The organism is Paracoccus sp. UBA889, assembly GCA_002294185.1.
GTDB lineage: Bacteria > Pseudomonadota > Alphaproteobacteria > Rhodobacterales > Rhodobacteraceae > Paracoccus.
Window position 1 is genome coordinate 1 of the sequence record DBFD01000079.1, and the last position, 23756, is coordinate 23756.

At 64.3% G+C, this 23756-nt stretch carries 24 protein-coding genes; 12 read left to right on the forward strand and 12 right to left on the reverse strand.

All coding sequences use genetic code 11. The annotated features are described in order from the left end of the window. Window positions 1–728, forward strand: a 728-nt coding sequence (locus B4L36_RS15815) for an IS3 family transposase (protein ID WP_292959114.1), incomplete at its 5' end; no start/stop codon positions are given. Window positions 729–1159: 431 nt separating this feature from the next. Here B4L36_RS15815 and B4L36_RS15820 read toward each other — a convergent pair. From B4L36_RS15820 to B4L36_RS15850, 7 genes are all read right to left on the reverse strand, one after another. Beyond that, window positions 1160–2191: a hypothetical protein gene (locus tag B4L36_RS15820; protein WP_292959115.1), complete on the reverse strand. Its 1032-nt coding sequence runs from the start codon at window positions 2189–2191 to the stop codon at window positions 1160–1162. Between the two features lie 131 nt (window positions 2192–2322). Then, complete coding sequence (locus tag B4L36_RS15825) at window positions 2323–2877, reverse strand: HK97 family phage prohead protease (protein ID WP_292959116.1); 555 nt, start codon at window positions 2875–2877, stop codon at window positions 2323–2325. 6 nt (window positions 2878–2883) lie between these two features. Then, window positions 2884–4029: a phage major capsid protein gene (locus B4L36_RS15830; RefSeq protein WP_292959117.1), complete on the reverse strand. Its 1146-nt coding sequence runs from the start codon at window positions 4027–4029 to the stop codon at window positions 2884–2886. A 9-nt stretch (window positions 4030–4038) separates the two neighbouring features. After that, window positions 4039–4374: an HNH endonuclease gene (locus tag B4L36_RS15835; RefSeq protein ID WP_292959118.1), complete on the reverse strand. Its 336-nt coding sequence runs from the start codon at window positions 4372–4374 to the stop codon at window positions 4039–4041. After that, the gene (locus B4L36_RS15840) at window positions 4365–5348 is read right to left on the reverse strand and encodes a hypothetical protein (protein WP_292959119.1); all 984 of its coding nucleotides are present in this window, start codon (window positions 5346–5348) and stop codon (window positions 4365–4367) included. The genes B4L36_RS15835 and B4L36_RS15840 overlap by 10 nt, the downstream gene beginning before the upstream one ends. Before the next feature lie 408 nt (window positions 5349–5756). After that, window positions 5757–5981 carry a hypothetical protein gene (locus B4L36_RS15845; protein ID WP_292959120.1) on the reverse strand — a complete coding sequence of 75 codons (225 nt, stop codon included), beginning with the start codon at window positions 5979–5981 and terminating at the stop codon, window positions 5757–5759. 108 nt (window positions 5982–6089) lie between these two features. Continuing rightward, window positions 6090–6515, reverse strand: coding sequence for a hypothetical protein (locus tag B4L36_RS15850; RefSeq protein ID WP_292959121.1), 426 nt, complete (start codon window positions 6513–6515; stop codon window positions 6090–6092). Between the two features lie 131 nt (window positions 6516–6646). Between B4L36_RS15850 and B4L36_RS15855 the strand changes: the two genes are divergently transcribed. The 5 genes from B4L36_RS15855 (at window position 6647) to hspQ (ending at window position 11243) form a co-directional block, all read left to right on the forward strand. Further along, window positions 6647–7792, forward strand: a complete 1146-nt coding sequence (locus B4L36_RS15855) for a phosphoserine transaminase (RefSeq protein WP_292959122.1) — start codon at window positions 6647–6649, stop codon at window positions 7790–7792. Window positions 7793–7913: 121 nt separating this feature from the next. Beyond that, window positions 7914–9503, forward strand: coding sequence for a phosphoglycerate dehydrogenase (serA, locus tag B4L36_RS15860; protein ID WP_292959123.1), 1590 nt, complete (start codon window positions 7914–7916; stop codon window positions 9501–9503). A 72-nt stretch (window positions 9504–9575) separates the two neighbouring features. Continuing rightward, entirely contained in the window at window positions 9576–10307 is a 732-nt protein-coding gene (locus B4L36_RS15865) for a metallophosphoesterase (protein WP_292959124.1), read from the forward strand. Then, a complete protein-coding gene (locus B4L36_RS15870; RefSeq protein WP_292959125.1) occupies window positions 10304–10774 on the forward strand; it encodes a CreA family protein in 471 nt (156 codons plus the stop codon). The genes B4L36_RS15865 and B4L36_RS15870 overlap by 4 nt, the downstream gene beginning before the upstream one ends. Before the next feature lie 136 nt (window positions 10775–10910). Further along, complete coding sequence (gene hspQ / locus B4L36_RS15875) at window positions 10911–11243, forward strand: heat shock protein HspQ (protein ID WP_292959126.1); 333 nt, start codon at window positions 10911–10913, stop codon at window positions 11241–11243. Window positions 11244–11311: 68 nt separating this feature from the next. Here hspQ and B4L36_RS15880 read toward each other — a convergent pair whose 3' ends face one another. Then, the gene (locus tag B4L36_RS15880; protein ID WP_292959127.1) at window positions 11312–11758 is read right to left on the reverse strand and encodes an ATP-binding protein; all 447 of its coding nucleotides are present in this window, start codon (window positions 11756–11758) and stop codon (window positions 11312–11314) included. A 44-nt stretch (window positions 11759–11802) separates the two neighbouring features. Continuing rightward, a complete protein-coding gene (locus B4L36_RS15885) occupies window positions 11803–12132 on the reverse strand; it encodes an STAS domain-containing protein (protein WP_292959128.1) in 330 nt (109 codons plus the stop codon). A gap of 95 nt (window positions 12133–12227) precedes the next feature. Between B4L36_RS15885 and B4L36_RS15890 the strand changes: the two genes are divergently transcribed. The 4 genes from B4L36_RS15890 to B4L36_RS15905 all read left to right on the forward strand — a co-directional run bounded on the left by B4L36_RS15890 (window position 12228) and on the right by B4L36_RS15905 (window position 16798). Continuing rightward, a complete protein-coding gene (locus B4L36_RS15890; RefSeq protein ID WP_292959129.1) occupies window positions 12228–13388 on the forward strand; it encodes a thiolase family protein in 1161 nt (386 codons plus the stop codon). A 178-nt stretch (window positions 13389–13566) separates the two neighbouring features. Then, window positions 13567–14979, forward strand: coding sequence for a circularly permuted type 2 ATP-grasp protein (locus B4L36_RS15895; RefSeq protein WP_292959130.1), 1413 nt, complete (start codon window positions 13567–13569; stop codon window positions 14977–14979). A gap of 15 nt (window positions 14980–14994) precedes the next feature. Continuing rightward, a complete protein-coding gene (locus tag B4L36_RS15900; RefSeq protein WP_292959131.1) occupies window positions 14995–15951 on the forward strand; it encodes an alpha-E domain-containing protein in 957 nt (318 codons plus the stop codon). Window positions 15952–15955: 4 nt separating this feature from the next. Beyond that, window positions 15956–16798, forward strand: a complete 843-nt coding sequence (locus B4L36_RS15905) for a transglutaminase family protein (RefSeq protein ID WP_292959132.1) — start codon at window positions 15956–15958, stop codon at window positions 16796–16798. Window positions 16799–17019: 221 nt separating this feature from the next. Here B4L36_RS15905 and B4L36_RS15910 read toward each other — a convergent pair whose 3' ends face one another. Further along, the gene (locus B4L36_RS15910; protein ID WP_292959133.1) at window positions 17020–18990 is read right to left on the reverse strand and encodes a bifunctional 2',3'-cyclic-nucleotide 2'-phosphodiesterase/3'-nucleotidase; all 1971 of its coding nucleotides are present in this window, start codon (window positions 18988–18990) and stop codon (window positions 17020–17022) included. Between the two features lie 182 nt (window positions 18991–19172). Here B4L36_RS15910 and B4L36_RS15915 point away from each other — a divergent pair, with 182 nt between their 5' ends. Continuing rightward, a complete protein-coding gene (locus tag B4L36_RS15915; RefSeq protein ID WP_292959134.1) occupies window positions 19173–19898 on the forward strand; it encodes a proteasome-type protease in 726 nt (241 codons plus the stop codon). 39 nt (window positions 19899–19937) lie between these two features. Here the strand turns inward: B4L36_RS15915 and B4L36_RS15920 are convergent, their stop codons facing one another. Then, a complete protein-coding gene (locus B4L36_RS15920) occupies window positions 19938–20927 on the reverse strand; it encodes a hypothetical protein (protein WP_292959135.1) in 990 nt (329 codons plus the stop codon). Window positions 20928–21067: 140 nt separating this feature from the next. Here B4L36_RS15920 and B4L36_RS15925 point away from each other — a divergent pair, with 140 nt between their 5' ends. Beyond that, entirely contained in the window at window positions 21068–23344 is a 2277-nt protein-coding gene (locus B4L36_RS15925; protein WP_292959136.1) for an NADP-dependent malic enzyme, read from the forward strand. A 6-nt stretch (window positions 23345–23350) separates the two neighbouring features. Here B4L36_RS15925 and B4L36_RS15930 read toward each other — a convergent pair whose 3' ends face one another. Next, complete coding sequence (locus B4L36_RS15930; protein WP_292959137.1) at window positions 23351–23731, reverse strand: DoxX family membrane protein; 381 nt, start codon at window positions 23729–23731, stop codon at window positions 23351–23353. Between the last annotated feature and the right edge of the window lie 25 nt (window positions 23732–23756).

Consider the following 23756-nt stretch of genomic DNA (forward strand, 5'->3'; position numbering starts at 1 on the left):
ACCTGGCGTTCATGAAAATCATCGACCGGCAGTTCCTGGAAACGCCCTGGTACGGCTCGCGGCAGATGGCCCGCCACATGCAGCGTGAGGGGCACAGATGCGGGCGCCACCGGGTGCGGCGGCTGATGAGGCTCATGCGTCTGGTGCCGATCTGCCAGGAGCCGAAAACCAGCAGGAAGCATCCGGCGCACGAGATTTGTCCGGACTTGCTCCGGGACCTGCCCATCACCCGGCCAGATCAGGTCTGGTGTGTCGACATCAGCGCCATCCCGATGCGCCGTGGGTTCCTGTACCTCGTGGCGATCATGGACTGGTTCAGCCGAAAGGTGCTCAGCTGGCGGCTGTCAAACTCCATGGAGGCCGGGTTCTGCGTCGAGGCGCTGACGGAGGCTCTGGCCAGATATGGGGAGCCGGAGATTTTCAATTCGGATCAGGGCGCGCAGTTCACCAGCACCGATTTCACCGACGTGCTGCACGACGCCAAGGTGAAGATCTCGATGGACGGACGCGGCCGCTGGATCGACAACCGGATGATAGAGCGGCTCTGGCGGTCGTTGAAATACGAATGCGTCTACCTGAACGCCTGCGGGACCGGCTCTGAAGCCCGTAACGGGATCGGCACCTGGATCAGCTGCTACAACGAAAGACGCCCGCACTCATCGCATGGGCTGATGACGCCAGGCGAGGCCTATGATACGCCGCCCAAGACCCTGAAAGCCGCCGCCTGAAATGAAACCCATGCCATAGCTTACCCCGGCGGAATACTGGTCGAAAACGCAGGACCGCCTCTCTCCGATGAGCAACTGGATGGCGCTTACGTACTGACCAAACAGTTCAGCGGGCAGGTAGCCTTGATCCACGGATTCAATGATGACTACGAGGTCTGCAATATCCTTCGCCAGCGGCTCGAAACCGAGGGCGGAACCTATAGCTGCGTGCTGGAATCCAATATCGGAATTAATCCATAGAGACCTAGCTCACGGAGGGAGGCCGGATTGGTCGACCGCTGACAGAACGGGGCCGGTGCAGCATCCCACTGCCTCCGGCCACTTGGTCCCCTGACACGGGGTCCGGTGGCTGCCCCCGCTGTAATCCGTGACAACCTGCGCCGCGCCCCCCGGAAGTATCGGAAGGGGACCGCGCCGTGACGGGGTTATGGCTACCCAAAAGCCGGGCACTCACCGTCTAATCCCAGATGCTTCGCGGGAACAGAAATCCGCAGGGCGCATCCCGGCCCTATGCCGTCAGTCCTGCCAGTCGATGAACGACTCGGCATCCTTGATCGTCGCCACGTCCAGGCCTGCCGCCTTGGCCTCGGCCAGCGCGCCCAGCATCGTCGCGAAAGCCCGCGCCTTGCTGCCAGCGTCGAAAGCTGCATCGGCCTCACGCAGTCGATTTTTACGGCCAGCCCGATTTTTTCGCTGGCTTCCTCGGCCAGCAGGTTGGCGATCGGTTGCAGGACAAGCTGCGCCAGGTGCCGCTGGGCCTCGCGCACCATCGGCCCGGTCGTCGCCGGGTTCATCAGGCCGGGCAGAATGCCGAAGGTGCCGTAGATCGCGCCCTTGGCATCGGCCAACAGCTTGTCGGCCAGGGTCTTGTCCAGATGCGGGGAAAGCTGATCGGGGTGCTGGCCGATCTGGGGGTTCATGCCAGCCGCCGTCGCCTGCGCCGTTCCCTCGATCACCAGAGCCGCGCCGCGCCGCCCGCGAAAGCCTGCCCGAAGTTGCTCCATATCGTCGGCGCTGCCCTCGGGGACGGGGACGATCTGGCTGCCGAGGGGCGCATTCTTGAACACGTCGCGCAGGGCCGTTTCCAGTTCATGCAGAAGCTGTGCCGAGAGTTGCGCCCGCCGCAGGGGTGCCGAGCCTGCCCACGGGGTCGATGCGTCACAGCCGATGCGGAAATGCAGAACCTCAGGGGCCAGCACGGTTTCCCGCCGCCCACCGCCGATCTCGGGGATGCCGAGTCGATAGGCGCGGGGAATGCCGTTGCGGGTCGATACGTCCCAATCGGTCGCCGGAATAAGCCGGTCGCGGACCAGGAAGACACATTCGCCACGCAAGGCCAGAGCGCGGGCGATGATCGCCATCGTGCGCCGGTCCAGCAGATCGGTGCCGGTCACATCGGCCAGAGAAAGGCCACTTTCCCAGAGGCTCACAGAGGTTTGCACCGCCGCCGTGAGTTCGGCCATGCCGGACGCGCCGCTGATCCACGCTTCCCGCGCCGCCATGATCGAAGCGGTGTAGCCGGTGCCGGATGAACGGGTTTCAACGGGTGGTTGCCCGCCCCTTGATCCACGCCGGAACAGATCCAGGACGCCCATCAGAGCCTCCACCGATTCAGATGATGAACAGCGCCACGATAGGGCTGCCGGTCCTGATGGGTTTCCCAAGCCCGCGCCTCGATCTGGGCCGAGGAATAGGCGGGGCGGGTGACTGCCGAGAGTTCAAACAACGCCGCCGGGCTGATGGTCCGCAGGACGCTGTTGCCGCGCCGCTCGATGCGTTCGCCGCCCAGATCGACACGGAAGCCCGGCGACAGGCCCCGGATCAGCCCGCCCGCGTGAGCCGCCAGAAAGTCACGCGCCCAGGTCGTGCCATCCGCAATCGTCGCCTCGATCACCAGCGCGTCGTCGCCATCGGCCAGGGTGAGGTTGCCCGCCGCCCGCGAGGCAAGGGGTTTGTTGTAATCGTGACCGGACAGCAGGTGGATATCCTCGCCCGCCTCGATCCGATCCGAGAATGCCCGAGAGGCGATAACCTCGCGCCGCCCCGGTGCCAGTTCGGTTTCGGCTCCATAGGGGAACGTCGCCCGAAGGCGGGTTGCCCCGCCCTCGCTGCGCAGTTCCAGCGCCCCGAGATTGCCGCCCCACAGCATCAGGGTTCACCGATGCCGGTCAGGATGCGGGTTTGCAAACCGCGCGGGACAGTGAAGTCCGCGGTGACAAGCCCGGTCAGGACCCTGCACGTTGGCCGTCATGATCGCCGTTTCACCGGGGATCACGTTGCTGATCGCCGGGGTTCCGACATGCTTGGTCAGGCGGTCCCATTCGCTCACAGCCGTGCCGCTGATCAACGCATCATCCAGAGCCGCCCAGATCGCCGGGTCAAAGCCCAGGTTCACTTGGCTGGCCGAGGTGATCGCGTTGGCCTGCATGAAGGCCACGACTTCGGCGCGGAATGCCGCCCAGGTTGCCGTCGCGCCAACGGCAGTCTCGGTGATGCCGTAGGTCGCCGCGCCGGGGATGAAGCCCAGAGGCTCGCCCGCCGCGCCGCTGCCGTTGATCACAACCCGATCAAATTCGGTGCCGAGCACCGCGTTCAGATCGCGCCGGATTGCAGCCTCCAGACCTTCGCCTGCCTGCTTCAGAGCCTTGCGGCTGATCACCATCTGCGCGCCGCCGGTATGATCGGGGTTCAGGATGCGCTCGGCGGTCTGATATTCCGAAGCCGCGCCGACATTGGCGAGTTCATTGGTCTGCCAGCCGAAGATCGCGCCCGCCGTGGCGACGGGAAAGGCCAGTTCGCCCGAGGTGATGTTGATGCGCTGGACGCCCAACCGCTCGGCAACGCTGCCGGGAAAGATCCGGTCGATGATCGGGCGGATCGTCTTGGGGTTCGGCACATCAACCGCGACAGTCTCGCCCGCGCGAGTTTCAAGCGCGGCGAAAGGAACAGGGATGCCCTGATAGCCGCCCGCGTTGCGCAGTTCCTCGACGATCTCTTTCGTCGCCCCGTTCAGCGCCCGGCCTTCATCGAGGGCGAAAGCCACCTGACGCAGCTCGAAGCGCCCGACCAGATCGGACCATTCCCGGTCCGAACGGGTTTCCAGATCGGCCCCGGCCTCGCGCCGTTCCTGATCCTCGGCAGTCAGGGCCGCACGATAACGGGTTTCGTTGGTCCGATATTCCTGATCCATGTCGCTCATGGACCGCGTTTCGTCCTCGGTCGGCTTGTCCTTGCCCACCAGTTCCGCCAGCGCCTGCCGGATTTCCGACTGGCGACGGGCGATTTTCACAGAATCCAGCATGTCATTACCTCATGTTGCCGGGTTGGGATTTGTCGCCAGTTCGGCAACAGCTTTGCCCCAGGCTTGACGCTCGGGGGTGATGATCGGCGCGGAATGCCCGCACTCGATCCGGGTCTTTTTCGTGTGGCAGGACGGGCAGCGGGTCGCACAATTGGCCGGGTCGAAGCCCAGATCGGGGCGCGTCCGCACCGGCTGGATATGGTCGATTTCCAGCCTGCCGCGCGTCTGCCCGCAATCGACGCAGGCCCAGCCGTCGCGTTCCAGAACGACATGCCGCAGAACCTGCCAGCGCCGGGTTGAGGTCACGCGCTTTGAATGCCGGTGATACTGACGCATCATGCCCATGCGACCCTCGCTTTCCGCGTCGGAGCCGCCTTCATGCGCTGCCCCTGCGCGACGGCCAGCAGCGTTGCCGCAGCAGCGTCGATGCGGCCGAGGGATCGCGCCTTCGCCAGCTTGGCGTTGTTGGCCGGGTCATGCAGGACGATGGCATCGGAGAAAGCCGAGCGCAGCAGCAGCGACGGGGAAACCTTCACCTCGCCGTCGAACAGCGCCCGCCGAAAGCGTTCCACGTCCTCGCTGCCGTCCTTCCATCCGAAGCCGCGCCAGATGAACGGGACGCGGGACAACCCGGCTTTCTCCATCGCCTCGACAAATTCGGCATGGCGGAACCGGTCGCCCACGACACAGGCCACCTCGGCCCCGTCCAGTTGCCGCACGATCTCGGCCAGCCAAGGGCCGGGCGGAACGGTCGCATCGCCCATCGTGATCAGTTCGCCACGCTCGGCCATCTCGACATAGCGCCCCGACACGCTGTCAGCCGCGCCGCGATCCGCAAGGCCGGGATTGCTGGGGAAGGTGCCCAAGGCTTCCAGACACCCGGTTTCGGGCCAGTAGAGCGCCGCCGCCGACATGGACCGGCTGCCGCCAGGATCCACGCCGAGGATACAAGTCGACTTGCCGTCAGCCGCGATACAGCGCGCCAGCCCGCCGCCATTGCCGGAATATTCGACTTCCAGCTTGGAGCCGCGCCGGATCAGGAATTGCTCTTGTTCATCCTCGGGCAGCCCTTCGATGAAACCGACCAGAAACTGAAACGCGGTCTTGGCCTGATCGCGGTTCCGCGCAGCGAACAGGATCTCGCGTTTCGGCTGATCGTCCCAGACGCCCTTGAGCGCGCCGAGCGCCAGCCCGGCAGACAGAGCGGTCTTGGCGTTTCCGCGTCCGATTGACAGGCAGGCCACCATCACGCCGTCGCCCAGAGAGCCGCAAACGAATTGGCGCTTAAATCCGGCCAGCTTGAGCGGTTGACCGGCCATTTTCCCCTCCGGAATTTTCAGGGTTTCCAGAAATGCAATCGCCTGATCGGCCATGTTTGGGGCCGGAAGAGAGAGCGCAACACTTAGGCGCCGGTCCCCCGCCCCGACCGATTTCCGGGCATTGGGACCAGATCCAGCCCGCGCTTTTGCCTTGACCGCCGTCGCCGTCATGGGGTCGCCTCGGGCTGGCAGGCACGGACGCCGCGATACCGGGCCACGATACGGGCCGCAGCCAGAGACAGGCCCACGGTCCGCTCGGTCTCGCCGCCTCGGGCATCTGGGCTTTCAGGTTCTCGATTTCGTGGCGATCCGTCCGCGCGCCAGCGGGCAGTTCGGCCACCAACTCATGCAACCCGACCCAATCGTCCTCGAGCGCCTCGCGGGTCAACTTCGATGCGTCCTTGCAAATCATGCGTCACCCCGATCGATCAGATCGAAGTCGTCGCAGCCGTCGAAGTCGCCGCGATGCTGGTAAACCTCATTCACCATGCGGTTCATCAGGGCGTGTTGCTTTGGGCTGGGTTGCCAGTTGCGGCGCTTGGACTGCCGCATGATCGACAGAGCGAAGCCCTTGGCCCAGTCGTTCGATGCCGCCTTGCAGACGGTCGGCCATGACCAGAGCAATTCGTCCACGGAAAGCTGCCTATTCATCGCCAGCCCCCCAGATGATCAGGGCCAGCGTGGCGGCTGTAGCGCCCCGGATGCCGTAGAGGGTGCCGAGGCGGGATGCGCGAATGGTGTTCATGCCGCCGCCCTCCGGTCGAGATGCCCGAGGAAGGCGGCTTGGTCTCGACCGTTCATCGCCTCACAGGCGGCGAGGGCATAGGCTTTTAGCTCGGCGCGGGTGGCCCAAACCGCCCATTCCCGAGCCTCGGCCATGATCGGCCCGAAACCGGTGGTCGGCTGCCCGGCGCGCATCACGTCGATGAACCGTTCCATCAGGGGAACGCGGTCGCGAGCGTCACAGGCAAACACGGCTTGGAGCAAGCCCCTTGCCGCAGATTCGCGTTTCAGGTTATTGTCGATCCAGTCTAGCCAGACTTCGTTATCCGCCCCGGTTGCGCCTGCCAGCGCGCCGGGGCTTTCGTTTTCCGGTGGAACGTCGCCAGAACACCGCGTGTCAATGACGTGCCAATCGCAATCGCACGTTCCCGTCCCGTTCTGCATCGACGCGCGCGAAGCTGCATGATCGGTTTTGCAAGACTCTTTGGCTATTGCGTTTTTTTGGGGGTTCTCGTAGAGGCGTCCGTGGGACACCCCTCCCCAACGAGGGGCTTTTAGCTGGAAGGCTGAGTCACATGACAGACCTGACGACTCCGGCCGCGCGGCCGGCGAATCCGCGCTTCTCCTCTGGCCCTTGCGCCAAGATCCCCCACTACAATCTGGACATGCTGTCGGACGCGCCGCTGGGGCGGTCGCATCGCGCGGCAATCGGCAAGGCCAGGCTGGCCGAGGCGATCGACCTGACCCGCACGATTCTGGGCGTGCCCGAAGATTACCGCATCGGCATCGTTCCGGCCTCTGATACCGGCGCGGTCGAGATGGCCATGTGGACCATGCTGGGCCAGCGCCCGGTCGAGATGCTGGCCTGGGAAAGCTTCGGCGAGGGCTGGGTGACGGATGCGGTCAAACAGCTGAAACTGGACGCGACCGTTCGCAAGGCCGATTACGGCCAGATCGTCGATTTCGGACAGGTCGATTTCGACAGGGATGTCGTCTTCACCTGGAACGGCACGACCAGCGGCGTGCGCGTGCCGAATGGCGATGCGATCCCCGCAGATCGCGAAGGGCTGACCATTTGCGACGCGACCTCGGCAGCCTTTGCCATGGACCTGCCCTGGGACAAGCTGGATGTGGTCACCTTCAGCTGGCAGAAGGTTCTGGGCGGTGAAGCCGCGCATGGGATGCTGATCCTGTCGCCACGCGCGGTCGCGCGGCTGGAAAGCTTTACCCCCGACAGGCCCTTGCCCAAAATCTTCCGGCTGACCAAGGGCGGCAAGCTGAACGAGGGCATCTTCAAGGGCGAGACGATCAACACGCCCTCGATGCTGGCGGTCGAGGATTATCTCGTGTCTCTGAAATGGGCCGGGTCCATCGGCGGGCTGAAGGGGTTGATCGCGCGGGCCGAGGCGAATGCCGCGGCGGTGCGCGATTTCATCGCCGGCAAGGACTGGATCGCCGATCTGGCCGAGGATCCGGCGACGGCCTCGACCACCAGCGTCTGCCTGAAATTCACCGATCCGGCGATCAGGGACGGCGCCGCCTTCGCCAAGGCCGTCGCCAGGCGGTTGGAGAAAGAGGGCGTGGCGTTGGATGCGGGGTCGTATCGCGACGCGCCGCCGGGGCTGCGAATATGGTGCGGCTCGACCGTCGAGGCATCCGATGTGGCCGCGCTGATGCCCTGGATCGAACACGCCTATCGAGCCGAACTGGCCGCACAGTGACATGCGTCCCGCGACGGCTGGGGGACTTTGCGTCCCCCAGACCCCCTGCAGGATATTTCCACAACGAAGATGATCGCACCTGCGGGGCGCGGCCCCGGTGCGACACATGAGGATGAATGACATGCCGAAGGTTCTTGTGTCCGACAAGCTGTCGGAAACCGCCGTCCAGATTTTCCGCGACCGCGGCGTCGCGGTGGATTACCTGCCCGATCTGGGCAAGGACAAGGAAAAGCTGGCCGAGGTGATTGGCGATTATGACGGGCTGGCGATCCGGTCCGCGACCAAGGTGACCGGCAAGCTGCTGGAGAAAGCGACCAGACTGAAGGTCGTCGGGCGCGCCGGAATCGGGGTCGACAATGTCGATATTCCTGCGGCCAGCAAGAAGGGCGTGATCGTGATGAACACGCCGTTCGGGAACTCGATCACCACGGCCGAACATGCGATCGCGATGATGTTCGCCGTCGCAAGGCAATTGCCCGAAGCCAGCGTCAGCACCCATGCCGGCAAATGGGAAAAGAGCCGCTTCATGGGGGTGGAGCTGTTCAACAAGACCCTGGGCGTGATCGGCGCGGGCAATATCGGGTCCATCGTCATCGATCGCGCGCTTGGGCTGCACATGAAGGTGCTGGCCTATGACCCCTTTCTGTCCGAGGAACGCGCGACCGAGATCGGCGTGACCAAGGTCGATCTGGACGATCTTCTGGGCAGGTCGGATTTCATCACCTTTCACGTGCCACTGACCGACAAGACCAGGAACATCCTGTCGCGAGACGCCATCGGCAAGCTGAAGAAGGGCGTCCGGATCATCAATTGCGCGCGCGGCGGGCTGGTCGATGAAGAGGCGCTGGCCGAAGCGTTGAAGGACGGCCGCGTGGCCGGTGCGGCCTTCGACGTCTTCGCGGTCGAGCCCGCCACCGAAAGCCCGCTGTTCAACCTGCCCAATGTCGTCGTGACCCCGCATCTGGGTGCATCGACCACCGAGGCGCAGGAAAACGTGGCGCTGCAGGTGGCCGAACAGATGTCGGACTACCTGTTGACCGGGGCGGTGCAGAACGCGCTGAACATGCCTTCGGTCACCGCCGAGGAGGCCACCGTGATGGGCCCGTGGATCAGGCTGGCCGCCCATCTGGGCGCCTTCGTGGGCCAGATGACGGATGAGCCGATCAAGGCGATCAACGTGCTTTATGACGGGGCGGTGGCCTCGATGAACCTGAACGCGCTGAACGCCTCGGCTATCGCCGGGGTGATGAAGGCCACCAATCCGGACGTGAATCCGGTCTCGGCCCCGGTGATCGCGAAGGAGCGCGGCATCCGGGTCTCGACCACGCGGCAGGACAAGGGCGGCATTTTCGAGGGCTATGTCAAGCTGACCGTCGTCACCGAGCAGCGCGAGCGATCGATCGCAGGCACCGTCTTCAGCGACGGAAAGCCGCGCTTCATCCAGATCCGCGGCATCAACATCGATGCCGAGATCGGCGAACACATGCTATATACCCGCAACAAGGACGTGCCGGGCGTCATCGGCGCGCTTGGCATGACGCTGGGCGATCTGGGGGTCAACATCGCCAATTTCACGCTGGGACGTTCGACCGGGGGCGAGGATGCGATCGCGATCCTGTATCTGGACGAACCGATCAGCGACCAGGCCCTGGCGGCCCTGCATAAGACCGGCAAGTTCCTGCAGGCCCGCCGTTTGCATTTCGAGGTCTGAACCTTGCGCCGCGCGCCCTTGACGGGCGCGCGGCGATCTGACCGGATGCAGGAACAAGGAACGCCCGCCGCCATGACCCTTTACGTCGTCGGAGACATTCACGGCCACCCGGAGCTGCTGCGCGCCGCGCATGAACGGATTTTCAGCGATGGCGGCAAGCACGCGCTGATCGCCCATGTCGGCGACCTGGTCGATCGGGGCCCGGATTCGCGCGGCGCGGTGGAATATCTGATGCGGGGGCGCGACGCGGGACGCAACTGGGTGGTCACGCGCGGCAATCACGACCGCTTCCTGCCGATCTTCCTGTCCGATCCCGCCTGGGTCGATCCGGGGCTGGCCTCGGGCCGGACCTGGATCGCGCATAGCGGGCTGGGCGCGGCCGCGACGCTGGCATCCTATGGCGTCGATCCGACGCTTTCCGGCGACCGGTTGCTGACCGAGGCACGCCGCGCGGTGCCCGATGCGCACGCCCGATTCCTGTCCTCGCTGCCCTTGTGGTTCCTGCATCCCGAGGCACTGGTCGTCCATGCCGGCATCCGACCGGGCATCGATCTTCAGGATCAGGCCGAACAGGATCTGGTCTGGATCCGCAAGGATTTTCTGGACAGCGACGCTGATCACGGGCCGTTGATCGTGCATGGCCATACCGCCATCGACACGGCAACCCATTACGGAAATCGCCTGAATATCGACGGCGGCGCGGCCTATGGTCGGCCGCTTTGCGCGGTCGCGATCGAGGCCGGGCAGGTGCATCTTCTGACCGACGACGGCCGGGTGCCGCTGCTGCCGCAGGCCGCGTCATGATCGCGCGCCTGCTTGCCCTGTCACTGCTGATCCCCGCGGCCACGGCCGCGGAGGAGATCGGCAAGATCGGCGTGGACTGGATCGGCAACGATATCGTGATCGAGGCGATCCGCGATCCCGAGGTTGGCGGCGTCACCTGCCATCTGGCCTATTTCGACCGTTCGATGCTGGACCGGCTGAGCCAGGGCAACTGGTTCGAGGATCCCTCGAACAGCGCCATCGAATGCGCGCGGACAGGACCCATCGACCTGAGCGGGATCCGGCGCGGAAAGGGCGGCGAGGATGTGTTCCGCGAGGGCCGCTCGCTGGTTTTCAAGTCCTTGCGCGTCAAGCGGATCTATGACGAGGAGAACCGCGTGCTGATCTACCTGGCCCACGCCAATGAACTGACCGATGGTTCGGCAAAAATGGCGATCTCGACCGTGCCGCTGCTGGACGAGGATCGGGATCCGTTGCCGCCGGAATAGGCAGGGCGCCGGCGTTTATGCCCGGTCTTGCCTTCGGATCATGCAAATGCTGCCGATCCGGTGGACAGAATCGCCCGACGGGATTAGAAGGCGCGACATCCGCTCTCTGCCGGCAGGAACATGGAAGGCGACAGCCATGCAGTCATATCACCGCGTCGCGAAATTCGGTTTGGGCCAGGTTGTCCGCCATCGTCATCGTCCGTTTCGCGGCGTCATCTTCGACGTCGATCCCGAATTCGCCAATACGCAGGAATGGTATGATTCCATTCCCGAAGATGCGCGGCCGGCCAAGAACCAGCCCTTCTATCACCTTTATGCCGAAACCGAGGCAACCTATTACGTTGCCTATGTGTCCGAGCAGAACCTAGAGGCCGATGCCTCTGGCGAGCCGCTGGACCATCCCGATGTGATGGAGATGTTCAGCGATTTCGCTGATGGCAGCTATCGCCTTGCCGCGCAACTGAACTGAGGCCGCAGGGCGCCTTCTGCAGCGCTGGCGATCACGATCGCGCATTCCGCGGCCGGTCCGGCAATGGCTCAAACCTCGGCAAAGGGCACGCTGAAGGCCAGGAAATTTCGCTGCTGTTCGCGGTAATAGCAAAGAGCCTGTGTCAGATCCTGGATCAGATACCAGCCGAAGCCGCCCTCGGGCAGATCGGCGACATCGTTTCGCGGCAGGTCGCGCGGCAGCAGGCAATCGGCGGGAACGGAGATGCCGTTATCGGTGATCGCGCAGGCCAGCCCGGATTCGTGCCGGACGATGCAGAGATGGATCTGCGGCAAGGTTCTGCGAACCGTTCCCCCGGCGTCTGTCGCAGCATGTTCGGCGACATTGTTCATCACCTCGGCCAGAACCAGTTCCAGCCGGCCCAGCGTATCATCGCTGACCTCGCCGGCGAAGCGGCGGCGCACATCCATCAACGCGCCGCGCACGCTGTCGGGGCGGGCGGACAGCACCTGATGAAACATCGGTTGTGTCCGCACCCGGCCCCCTCCTTTCACTTCGGCGTTCTGCCGCTGGGTCGGGGTCATGTGGTCTCCGGTCCCTCCGTGGCGGCCGGCCGGATCTCGAAAACCGAATCCATCCGTGTCAGACGGAACACCCGTTCGACATTGGGCGTCAGCCCCTGAAGGATCAGCGGCAGGTTTTCGGGCATCGCCTTGCGCACCGCGATTACGGCACCAAGGCCCGAACTGTCCATGAAATCAACGGCACTCATATCCATTACAACCGGCTTGCGGTTGCGCAGCGCGATCTCGCGCAGCTTGTCCTTGAACCTGGTGGCGATCGCGGCGTCGATGCGACTGCCGGTGACCCTGACCCTCATTTCCCCACCATGGTCGACAGCGTCCAGCATGATCCCGATTCCCTCTTGTTTTCCCTCTCACGACTAGACGCAAATGGTTACGATCCGGTAAGCGGGAACAGGTCGAGCCGGGAGAGATCGTGACAATGCGAGACATTTTCGTTCTGGGATGCGCGCGCACGCCCATGGGAGGTCTGCAAGGCGCGCTGGCCGAGTCCAGCGCCCCCGAACTGGGCGGCGTCGCCATTCGCGCGGCGCTGAACCGGGCGGACCGCGCGGCCGGCGATCCCGATGCGCTGTTCATGGGCTGCGTGCTGCCCGCCGGTCAGGGACAGGCGCCGGCGCGTCAGGCCGGCTTCCTGGCGGGGCTGCCCGAATCGCTGCCTGCGACGACGCTGAACAAGATGTGTGGATCGGGAATGCAGGCGGTGATGATGGCGATGGACGCGATTCGCGCCGGCAGCGCCGATCTGGTCGTCGCGGGCGGCATGGAAAGCATGTCCAACGCCCCCTATCTGCTGCCGCGGATGCGCAGCGGCGCGCGGCTGGGCCATGCGCAGGCGCTGGATCACATGTTTCTGGACGGGCTGGAGGACGCCTATGACAAGGGCCGTCTGATGGGCACTTTTGCCGAGGATTGCGCCGCCGAATTCGGCTTTGGCCGCGAGGCACAGGACCGCTACGCGCTGGCCAGCCTGTCGCGCGCGGCGGACGCGATCGCCTCGGGCGCCTTCGCGGCCGAGATCGCGCCGGTCACGTTGACCGGCCGCCGGGGCGAGATTGTCGTCGATACCGACGAACAGCCCGGTAACGCCCGGCCCGAAAAAATCCCGCATCTGAAGCCGGCCTTCCGCAAGGACGGCACCGTGACGGCGGCCAATTCCAGCTCGATTTCGGACGGGGCGGCGGCGCTGGCGATCGGCGCGGACGGGGATGGCGCATTGGCCCGGATCCTGGGTCATGCCAGCCACGCGCAACAGCCGGGACAATTTCCGACCGCGCCCGTTCCCGCCGCCCAGAAGCTGTTGGAGCGGATCGGCTGGTCCGCCGCCGATGTCGATCTGTGGGAGGTGAACGAGGCTTTCGCGGTCGTGCCGATGGCGTTCATGGCGCGGATGGGACTGGATCATGGCATCGTCAACGTCAATGGCGGGGCCTGCGCGCTTGGCCACCCAATCGGTGCCTCGGGCGCGCGGATCATCGTCACCCTGATCCATGCACTCAGGTCTCGCGGCGGTCGGCGCGGTGTGGCGGCCATCTGCATCGGCGGCGGAGAAGGCACGGCAATCGCCGTTGAACTGGTTTAGCCCTGCCCAAAACTTTGGCAGCCTGCCGCGCCGGGGGCATCCCGGACCGCGGAGGAGGCCGGCATTCGCGGAACTTTCGTGCATTTCCCGGCTTTCCCCTGTGGACTCCACAGGACCGGTCTCTGATCATCGGCAGCCTGAAAGGCCTGTGAAGGGCTGATGGTCCAACCCGGGGGGGATGATGACATACTACAATGAAATGTATGAAGGAAAACGAGTCCGAGACCCCTATGCGCGCCTCAGCGACTGGGTGGACACGATGCCGGACGATTTCCGCCAGATGAAACAGGCAGAGGCCGAGGCGCTGTTCCGTCGCATCGGCATCACCTTCGCGGTCTATGGCGAGGGCGGCGATCCCGACCGGCTGATCCCCTTCGACATGATGCCGCGCGTCTTCGAACAGAACGAATGGCGCAAGCTGGAACGCGGCATCAAGCAGCGCGCCCGGGCCCTGAACGCCTTTCTGCGCGATGTCTATGGCCGGGGCGAGATCATTCGCGCCGGCCGCATCCCTGCCAAACTGGTCTATCAGAACGACGCCTATGAAAAGGCCGTGGTCGGCGTCATCCCTCCGCGCGGCGTCTATTCCCACATCATCGGCATCGACCTTGTCCGCACCGCCAAGGACGAATTCTTCGTGCTGGAAGACAATTGCCGCACGCCGTCAGGCGTCAGCTACATGCTGGAAAACCGCGAGATCATGATGCGGATGTTTCCGCAATTGTTTCGGGGTAACCGGATCGAGCCGGTGGACCAATATCCCGACCTGCTGCGTCGCACCCTGGAATCGGTGGCGCCCCAGAAATGCGAGGGGCGGCCGACCTGCGTGATCCTGACGCCGGGACATTTCAACAGCGCCTATTACGAACACAGCTTTCTGGCCAACCTGATGGGCGTCGAACTGGTCGAGGGTGCGGATCTCTTCGTCGATGGGGAATTCGTCTATGCCCGCACGACACAGGGGCCGAAGCGTATCGATGTCATCTATCGCCGGATCGACGATCCGTTTCTCGATCCGCTGTGTTTCCGGCCCGATTCCCTGCTGGGCGTTCCGGGGTTGATGGATGTCTATCGCTCGGGCGGGGTCTCGATCTGCTCGGCCCCTGGCGCGGGGGTTGCCGATGACAAGGCGATCTATACCTTCGTGCCCGAGATGGTCCGCTTCTACCTGGGCGAGGAGCCGATCCTGAACAACGTCCAGACCTGGACCCTGTGGAAGGATGACGACTACCGCTATGTGATGGAGAACCTGCCGGATCTGGTCGTGAAGGAGGTCCACGGATCGGGCGGATACGGAATGCTGGTGGGTCCGAAATCCACCAGCGACGAAATCGAGGCGTTCCGCGCCAAGATCGCCGCCGATCCGTCGAACTACATCGCCCAGCCAACGCTGTCATTGTCCACCTGCCCCACCTTCGTCGAGGAAGGCATCGCGCCGCGCCATGTCGATCTGCGGCCCTATTGCCTGTGCGGCGACCGGATCGAACTGGTGCCGGGCGGGCTGACCCGCGTGGCCTTGCGCGAAGGCAGCCTTGTGGTGAACTCATCGCAGGGCGGCGGCGTCAAGGACACCTGGGTCCTGTCGGAATAACAGAGGGGAACGACCATGCTGTGCCGCACCGCCTCGAACCTGTTCTGGATGGGCCGCCATCTGGAACGCGCGGAAACCGCCGCCCGCCTGCTGGATGTGGGCCAGCGGATCACCCTGCTGCCCAATACCGAGGCGGGCTACCAGAACGAATGGAACTCGCTTCTGCAGGCTTCGGGCACCTCGGCCCTGTTCGCCGACAAATACGGCGAGATCACGCAGGAAAAGATCGAGGAATTCATCTTCTTCGACCGCGACAACCCGTCTTCGGTCGTGTCCTGCATCGAAAAGGCCCGCGAAGCCGGACGCATCGTGCGCACCGCGCTGACCAGCCAGGTCTGGGACGCGCTGAACGTCAGCTATCAGGAATTGCGCAAGATCGAGAAGACGCCGCGATCCCGCATCGACACGGCGAACCTGACGGATTTCACCACCGGCCATACCTCGACCGTGCGCGGCGCGATCAATGCGACCCAGCTTCGCAACGATGGCTGGCATTTCATGAATCTGGGCTATGGCCTGGAACGCGCGGATGCGACGGCGCGGCTGCTGGATGTGAAATATTTCGTCCTTCTTCCCCGGATCGAATTCGTGGGCTCCGGCCTTGACACCTATCAGTGGCAGGTGATCCTGAGGGCGCTGTCGGCGCATCGGGCCTATCATTGGGCCTATGGCGGCGACATCACCGCCGGTCGCGTCGCCGATTTCCTGATCCTGAACGGGGAAAGCCCGCGATCGCTGATCACCTCGCTTTACGAAGGCGTCTGGCACCTGGAGGGACTGGCCAAACGCTATGGCGACAAGGCACCGACCACCGCGCGCGACAAGTCGCGTGAAGTGCTGGAAGCGTTGCAGGCGCGCGATATCGACGCGATCTTCGATGAGGGGCTGCACGAATTCCTGTCATGGTTCATCGCCGAGATCGGAGTCATCTCGATGCGTGTGCACGAAGATTACCTGCTGGGAGGCTCGTAGGCGGATGAAACTCGGAATCCTTCATGAAACCGTCTATCGCTATGACCACCCGATCCGCAACTTCGTCCAGAGCCTGCGACTGACTCCCTCGGTCTTCGAGGGGCAGAAGGCCCATGACTGGCGCATCGAGGTAAGCGGCGGCGTCAAGGGGCCCAGCTTTCGCGACGGTGCCGGAGACTGGATCGAGGGCTGGGCCGTGCGCGGCCCCGCGCAGGAGGTGATCGTGAAGATCGCGGGCCGGGTCGAGACCCGCGATACCGCCGGCGTGTTGCGCGGCCATCGCGAGATGATCCACCCGATGGCCTATCTGCGCGACACCGGAACGACACGGGCCGATGACCGCCTGCGGCAACTGGCCGACAGCGTGACCGAGGCCGCGGACAACCTGGATCTGGCGCACAGATTGTCGGCGGCGGTCGGCGAGGCCATCGCCTATCGTCCCGGCGTGACCCGGACCCAGACAACGGCCGCCGAGGCGCTGAAGCTGGGGCAGGGCGTCTGCCAGGACCATACCCATGCCCTGATCGCGCTGGCGCGGATCCGCGGGTTGCCGGGGCGATATGTCTCGGGCTACCTGCACGTGACCGAGGACGGCCAATCCCAGGAAGCGGCCCATGCCTGGGCCGAAATCCATGTCGAGCGTTTGGGATGGGTCGGCTTCGATGCGGCCAATGCCTGCTGCCCGGACGAACGCTATGTCCGGCTGGCCTCGGGCCTTGACGCGGCCGATGCGGCGCCGATCCGGGGCATCGCCATCGGCCGGGGAGTCGAAAAGCTGGACGTCGCGGTCCGCGTCGAGGACATCGAGACACTGCAAGGCCAGAGCCAGAGCCAGACGCAAAGCTGAAACACGCCTTGGCACTTCGGAAAACCGCAACGTCATGGCGCCTCGCGACGAAGGGGCCTCGCCGGCCCCCTCCTGGCCTGCGGCCAATTCACCCCCGCAGGTAATTGCAAAGAGCGCGAGAAGCCTGCGTCCACCCCTCGCGCTCTTTAAAAATACCTCGGGGGGAGTCGCGTCAGCGACCGGGGGGCCGCGCCCCCCGCCGCCGGATCGGACACCTGACCCTACAGCGTGATGCGATAGCGCGCGAAGCCGTTCTCGCCATCGCCCACCGCTTCTATGGCAACGCCTTTGATCTCGTCGAGGTAGCGCGCGGCTTCGGGGCCGGTATCGAACAGCACCGTCGCGCCCTCCAGCGGGGCGAAAGACCAGTTGCCGTCGGCCTCGGGGTCGATGGTGCCCTGCTCGACGATGTAGCGCACGATGATGTCGCGGTTCGTGTCCGGGCCCTCGAATACGATGGTCGAGCCGTCATTGCCGGGAAAATTTCCGCCGCCGCCGGCACGGTAATTGTTCGTGGCGACGATGAATTCGGCCTGCGGGTCGATCGGCTGCCCCGCGAAGGCCAGATCGACTATGCGCGCCGCGCCCTCGTCGGCGATCTTTCCGTCACTGTCATATTTCGAGGGCTGCGACAGGTCGATGCGATAGGTCACGCCGTCGATCACGTCGAAATTGTAGCTGGGAAACTCGGGGTTCAGCAACATCTGGTCAGGCTGGCCGGGCCTGATCCGGTTGAACATGCCCGCGCTGCGTTCCAGCCAATCCCTGACCTGGGCGCCGGTCACCTGCACCGCCCGGATCGTGTTTGGATAGAGATAGAGATCGGCGACATTCCTGATCGCGATATCGCCGCTGGGCACGTCGGTGTAGTAATCCGGGCCGCCACGGCCGCCGGCCTTGAAGGGTGCGGCGGCGGACAGGATCGGCAGACCCTCATATTCGGTTCCCGCCATCATCTGCCGGATATACCATTCTTGCGCATTCGCGACGATCTGGACCGAGGGATCGTCCGCCACCAGCGCGAAATAGCTGTAAAGCGGGGCCGAGGTCTTGCCCACCGCACGGCGGACGTAGTCCAGCGTTGCCTGATGTTCGGCCGCGACGCTGTCCTCGATCGCCGCCACGCTTTCGACCAGCGCCACGACTTTGCGATCCGTGTCGCGTTGATAGATGGGCCGCGCCTCGACACTGTGTTCGATCACCGCCCAGCCGTCGCCCTGCCGTTCCAGCAGCAGATCGACCAGACCCATATGCGACCCCCAGAACCCCGCCATCACCCCGGGTTTGCCGGCGATGGTGCCGGCGGCGATGTCCACGCCTTCGGTGTCTTCGAAATCGGGGCCGGGAAAGACCAGGTGCTGATGGCCGGTCAGGATCACGTCGATGCCCTCGACGCCGGCCAGCGGAATGGCGGCGTTTTCCATCCCCGGCTCGTGCGTGGCCGCGCCGATGCCGGAATGGCACAGCGCGACGACCAGATCGACACCCTCGCCGCGCAGCTTCGGCACCCAGGCCCGCGCTGCCTCGACGATGTCGCGGGCGGTCACCCTGCCCTCCAGATGCTTGCGATCCCATTGCATGATCTGGGGCGGGACGAAGCCGATGATGCCCAGCCGGATCGGATGCGGCTGCCCGGCGCCATCCGTCAGTTCGCGGTCCAGAACCACATAGGGCGGGACCAGGGTGTCATCGGCGGCGGGATCCTCGTCCGCCCGGGTCGCGACATTGGCGCAGACGACGGGAAAGCCCGCCCCTGCCAGCGCGTTCTTCAGGAAATCGAGCCCGTAATTGAATTCGTGGTTGCCCAGCGTTCCCGCCTCGACGCCGACTTCGTTCATGGCGGTGATGATGGGATGCATCTCGTCGGGCTTCATCCCGCGTTCATAGGCGACATAATCGCCCATCGGGTTGCCTTGCAGGATATCGCCGTTGTCCAGCAGCACCGAATTGCCCGCCTCGTCCCGCACTGCCCGGATCAACGCCGCCGTTCGCGCCGCGCCGACGGTATCGACCGGCTTGTCGGCATAGTAGTCATAGGGCCAGACATGGACATGCAGATCGGTGGTCTCCATGATCCGCAGATGGGCCTGCCCGGCCGAAGCGCGGGCCGCGAAAGGATGCAGCATCGCCGCGCCGATCCCGGCGGTCGAGGCTTGCAGGAAGTGACGGCGGGTCAGGGCGAACAGGGACATGACGGGCTCCGATCGGGTTGCACCAGGCGATCATGCGCGTTTTTGGCGCTGGATGCGAGCCATCGCCGCGACATGTCGTGCGGCTGTCATGCATCAGTGCCCGGACGCGGCGCGACGGGCGATTGCGGCCCCTGCCGGTCCCGCCTAGGATGCGGCCAGAAATTCCGGGGTAGCTGCTTCCCATGACCTATTGTGTCGGTCTCAAACTCAATGCCGGGCTGGTCCTGCTGTCGGACACGCGCACCAATGCCGGGCTGGACAACATCGCCTGCTATCGCAAGATGTTCTTCTTCGAGGAGCCGGGCGAGCGTGTCGTGGCGATCATGACCGCCGGATCGCTGTCGGTGACCCAGACGGCGTTGGCACGTCTGGACGAGGCGATCGAGGACGAGATGGCCGATGAGACGACCTCGATCCTGAAGGCGCCGACGATGTTGCAGGTCGCCACGATCATCGGCGACACGCTGGCGCGCACGCGGCGCGAGATCGCCGAACAATGCCGCGACCTGCGCCAGCAGGCCAGCGCCAGCATGATCGTCGCGGGCCAGCGCAAGGGCGGCGACATGCGGATGTTCCTGATCTATCCCGAGGGCAATTTCATCGAGGCGACCGAAGACACGCCCTTCCTGCAAATCGGCGAACACAAATACGGCAAGCCGATCCTGGACCGCGTGGTGACGCCGGCGACCAGCCTGGGCGACGCGCAAAAGGCGGTGCTGCTGTCGATGGATTCGACGCTGCGCTCGAACCTGTCGGTCGGGATGCCGCTGGATCTGGCGATCATCGAAAAGGATGCCTGCACGATCTCGGCCAGACGCCGGATCCTGGAGGGCGATCAGGACTTCATGGAAATGAGCGCCGCCTGGTCCGCCGCCCTGCGCGACAGTTTCGTGAAGGTCTCGCTGTAATTTTCGAGATTCGGAGACTTGGGACGCCCGATCCCGCCGTCACGACAGCACCGCCTGCCGCAGGCGGTGCAACGCATCGGGATCGAAACCGACCAGTTCCGATACGTCTTCGGCCTCGGCCACGTCGCGCATCATGCCCTCCGCGACGCCATGATCTTGATGCAAGTCGATGCCGTGTGCCTTCCGAAGCCACGCGAATGTCTGACAATCCCGGTCGAGATATTGCGCGAATTCCGGTCGGAGTTTCGGGCGCGTATAGATTCCGGGGTTCGCCGCCTCTTCCCGAGCGATCGCATTCAACAGCCGATTAGTGTCATCGGTCGGCATATCGCCCCTTTCGGAATGATTTCTACGCCGATATGTTTGCAGAAGGATCATCCCTTCGGCCGAAATCGTCGTGTTTGCCTCTTTTTTACGGTGGCGCAGATTGGCCGTTTTTATATTATATCTCAAGCAGAAGTCAGACAAAATATCGCCTTCATGCAGCGCATCGCGTGAAAACTTGCCAAGTTTCAGCGGAGCAATATCCGAAACCTCCTTGAGCCGTTTCAGGCGGCTATATCTGAAGATCGGCAATCGGTGATCCATCTTCAGCTTCTGTTGCGCCGCCGAGATATAATGTTGGGACGGGGTGCGAAGATAGGCCATCAGTTCGATCGCTGCTTCGCTTCCAAAGGCCGTTTGCAAATTTTCATAGAATTTTGGCAGATGTCTCAACCCCCAAATGAATTCGCTGGAAATTATGACGGTGCCAACGTCGTGCATGGCGGCCTCTTCGACGACACTCCTCCAGTAGATGCGACCTCTTCTTCTCGCCTCCCGGATATCTGTTCCAACAAATCTCACCATGGAACGCTGAACCTCCTGCCTGAAAGGCAGAACCAGAGCGCCGTGGTTGATGGAAAAAAGTGGCGTCGGATACAGAATCCCCTGATCGAGGAGATGCTTTTGTCCTTTGAGAAGAGCAGCCTGCAAACTGGTCGTGCCGGTTTTCGGCTGCCCAATATGAACGATGATTTTCCTAGCCAAGACTTGTCCCCGTCAGATACACCGCCCGACAATGGCGGGTCTTGACAGCGTGTCAACACGATGGCGGGCCGTCCGAACAGATTGAGACGAGAGCCCGGCCGCTGTAATCAGGTTCGACGCCGCGACGGAAGGGGAACACCATGAGCGACAAGACACGCCGCAGCCGGATCACGCCGGAAGAGGCGCTGGCCTATCACATGGAGCCTTATCCGGGCAAATACGACATCGTCGCCTCGACCCCGATGACGACGCAACGCGATCTGTCGCTGGCCTATTCGCCCGGCGTCGCCGTGCCGGTGCAGGCCATCGCCGACCACCCCGAGACGGCCTATGACTACACCACCAAGGGCAACATGGTCGCCGTCATCTCGAACGGGACGGCGATTTTGGGGATGGGAAACCTGGGTGCGCTGGCCAGCAAGCCGGTGATGGAGGGCAAGGCGGTGCTGTTCAAGCGCTTTGCCGACGTGAATGCCATCGACATCGAACTGGATACCGAGGATCCGGACGAATTCATCAATGCCGTGCGGCTGATGGGACCGACCTTCGGCGGCATCAACCTGGAAGACATCAAGGCCCCGGAATGTTTCATCATCGAAAGCCGGCTGAAAGAGATCATGGACATCCCGGTCTTCCATGACGACCAGCACGGAACGGCGGTGATCTGCGCGGCGGGCCTGATCAACGCACTGGAATTGTCGGGCAAGCGGATCGAGGATGTGCGGATCGTGCTGAACGGCGCTGGCGCCGCCGGGATCGCCTGCCTGGAATTGCTGAAATCCATGGGCGCGCGGCACGAGAACTGCCTGATGTGCGACACCAAGGGGGTAATCTGGCAGGGCCGGACCGAGGGCATGAACCAGTGGAAATCGGCCCATGCGGTCCAGACCGAGGCGCGGAGCCTGGAGGATGCGATGAAGGGCGCGGACGTGTTTCTGGGCGTCAGCGCCAGGGGCGCGGTGACGCAGGACATGGTCGCCGGCATGGCCGACAATCCGGTCATCTTCGCGATGGCCAATCCCGACCCCGAAATCACCCCCGAGGATGCCCGCGCCGTTCGCCCCGACGCCATCATCGCCACCGGTCGCAGCGATTATCCCAACCAGGTCAACAACGTGCTGGGTTTCCCCTATCTGTTCCGCGGCGCGCTGGACATTCACGCCCGCGCGATCAACGACGAGATGAAGATCGCCTGCGCCGAGGCGCTGGCGCGGCTGGCGCGCGAGGACGTGCCCGACGAGGTGGCCGTGGCCTATGGCCTCAAGCTGCAATTCGGCCGCGACTACATCATCCCGACGCCCTTCGATCCGCGCCTGATCCATGTGGTGCCGCCTGCCGTCGCCAAGGCCGGCATGGATACCGGCGTCGCGCGGCGCCCGATCATCGACATGGAGGGCTATATCCAGGCGCTGCAGGCCCGGATGGACCCGACTGCGGCGATCCTGCAGGGCATTCATGCCCGTGCCAGAAGGAAACAGGCGCGGATGATCTTTGCCGAGGGCGATGATCCCCGCGTGCTGCGCGCCGCCGTGGCCTGGCAGCGTGGCGGGATGGGTCAGGCGCTGGTCGTGGGCCGCGAGGCCGACGTGCGCGAAAAGCTGGAAGCCGCCGGCCTCGTCGATGCGGTGCGCGAGATCGCGGTCGTCAATGCCGGCAACACGCGCCACCTGGATGCCTATCACGACTTCCTCTATGCGCGCCTGCAACGCAAGGGCGTGGACCGCGAGGACGTGCTGAAACTGGCCAATCGCGACCGCCACGTCTTTGCCGCGCTGATGCTGGCGCATGGCCACGGCGACGGGCTGGTGACCGGCGCCACGCGCAAGAACGCGCATGTCCTGGCCCAGATCGGGCAGGTCTTCGACCTGCGTCCGCAGGATGGCGCGGTGGGCATTACCGGCGTTCTGCACAAGGGTCGGGTGGTGCTGATCGGCGACACGCTGGTCCATGAATGGCCCGAGGCCGAGGACCTGGCCGATATCGCCACCCGCGGCGCGCATGTCGCGCGGGGGCTGGGCCTCGATCCGCGCGTGGCCTTCCTGTCCTTCTCGAATTTCGGCTATCCGATCAGCGAACGCGCGATCAAGATGGCCGAGGCGCCCGAGGTGCTGGACGCACGCGGCGTCGATTTCGAATACGAGGGCGAGATGACCGTGGACGTGGCGCTGAACATGGATGCCGCCGCGCGCTATCCGTTCAGCCGCCTGACCGGACCCGCGAATGTGCTGGTCGTGCCGGCGCGGCATTCGGCCTCGATCAGCGTCAAGCTGATGCAGGAAATGGCGGGCGCGACGGTGATCGGGCCGATCCTGACAGGCGTGCCGAAGCCGATCCAGATCTGTTCCACCAACTCGACCGTGAACGACATCCTGAACATGGCTGCCATCGCCGCCGGCGGGCTGGGCCAGACGCGCTGAGCCGCGCTATCGCCAGATCACGAAGCGGCGTGGACCGTTGGCCGCCAGGATCAGCAGCCCGCCCGCGATGGACCAGTTCTTGACCACGATCGTCACCTGCCAGGGATCGGCCCGCAACTGCCAGTGGAACCAGCTTGTCGCGATGCAATAGGCGGCAAGCAGCAGCGCCCACCAGGTCACCTTCGGCCCCAGCAACAGACCAAGGGCCGCGGCCAGATTCATCGCCGCCAGCGGCCAGACCAGAACGCCCGGCAACCCCGCGAGATCCAGCAATTGCTGGACGGCCGCCGGATCGGTCAGTTTCTGGATCGCCCCGCCCGCGAAAAGGACCGCGATCAGCAACCGGCCCAGAAGATCCAGAAGATCACCGATCGCGCGTTCCGACATCTCAGCGCCCTGCCCGCAGCGGGTC

Bases quoted from the DNA above. Each gene is read 5' to 3' on its own strand.
- B4L36_RS15820 (WP_292959115.1), bottom strand. From the start codon at position 2,191: ATGGCCGAACTCACGGCGGCGGTGCAAACCTCTGTGAGCCTCTGGGAA.
- B4L36_RS15825 (WP_292959116.1), bottom strand. From the start codon at position 2,877: ATGCTGTGGGGCGGCAATCTCGGGGCGCTGGAACTGCGCAGCGAGGGC.
- B4L36_RS15830 (WP_292959117.1), bottom strand. From the start codon at position 4,029: ATGCTGGATTCTGTGAAAATCGCCCGTCGCCAGTCGGAAATCCGGCAG.
- B4L36_RS15835 (WP_292959118.1), bottom strand. From the start codon at position 4,374: ATGGGCATGATGCGTCAGTATCACCGGCATTCAAAGCGCGTGACCTCA.
- B4L36_RS15840 (WP_292959119.1), bottom strand. From the start codon at position 5,348: ATGGCCGGTCAACCGCTCAAGCTGGCCGGATTTAAGCGCCAATTCGTT.
- B4L36_RS15850 (WP_292959121.1), bottom strand. From the start codon at position 6,515: ATGCAGAACGGGACGGGAACGTGCGATTGCGATTGGCACGTCATTGAC.
- B4L36_RS15855 (WP_292959122.1), top strand. From the start codon at position 6,647: ATGACAGACCTGACGACTCCGGCCGCGCGGCCGGCGAATCCGCGCTTC.
- serA (WP_292959123.1), top strand. From the start codon at position 7,914: ATGCCGAAGGTTCTTGTGTCCGACAAGCTGTCGGAAACCGCCGTCCAG.
- B4L36_RS15865 (WP_292959124.1), top strand. From the start codon at position 9,576: ATGACCCTTTACGTCGTCGGAGACATTCACGGCCACCCGGAGCTGCTG.
- B4L36_RS15870 (WP_292959125.1), top strand. From the start codon at position 10,304: ATGATCGCGCGCCTGCTTGCCCTGTCACTGCTGATCCCCGCGGCCACG.
- hspQ (WP_292959126.1), top strand. From the start codon at position 10,911: ATGCAGTCATATCACCGCGTCGCGAAATTCGGTTTGGGCCAGGTTGTC.
- B4L36_RS15885 (WP_292959128.1), bottom strand. From the start codon at position 12,132: ATGCTGGACGCTGTCGACCATGGTGGGGAAATGAGGGTCAGGGTCACC.
- B4L36_RS15890 (WP_292959129.1), top strand. From the start codon at position 12,228: ATGCGAGACATTTTCGTTCTGGGATGCGCGCGCACGCCCATGGGAGGT.
- B4L36_RS15895 (WP_292959130.1), top strand. From the start codon at position 13,567: ATGATGACATACTACAATGAAATGTATGAAGGAAAACGAGTCCGAGAC.
- B4L36_RS15900 (WP_292959131.1), top strand. From the start codon at position 14,995: ATGCTGTGCCGCACCGCCTCGAACCTGTTCTGGATGGGCCGCCATCTG.
- B4L36_RS15905 (WP_292959132.1), top strand. From the start codon at position 15,956: ATGAAACTCGGAATCCTTCATGAAACCGTCTATCGCTATGACCACCCG.
- B4L36_RS15910 (WP_292959133.1), bottom strand. From the start codon at position 18,990: ATGTCCCTGTTCGCCCTGACCCGCCGTCACTTCCTGCAAGCCTCGACC.
- B4L36_RS15915 (WP_292959134.1), top strand. From the start codon at position 19,173: ATGACCTATTGTGTCGGTCTCAAACTCAATGCCGGGCTGGTCCTGCTG.
- B4L36_RS15925 (WP_292959136.1), top strand. From the start codon at position 21,068: ATGAGCGACAAGACACGCCGCAGCCGGATCACGCCGGAAGAGGCGCTG.
- B4L36_RS15930 (WP_292959137.1), bottom strand. From the start codon at position 23,731: ATGTCGGAACGCGCGATCGGTGATCTTCTGGATCTTCTGGGCCGGTTG.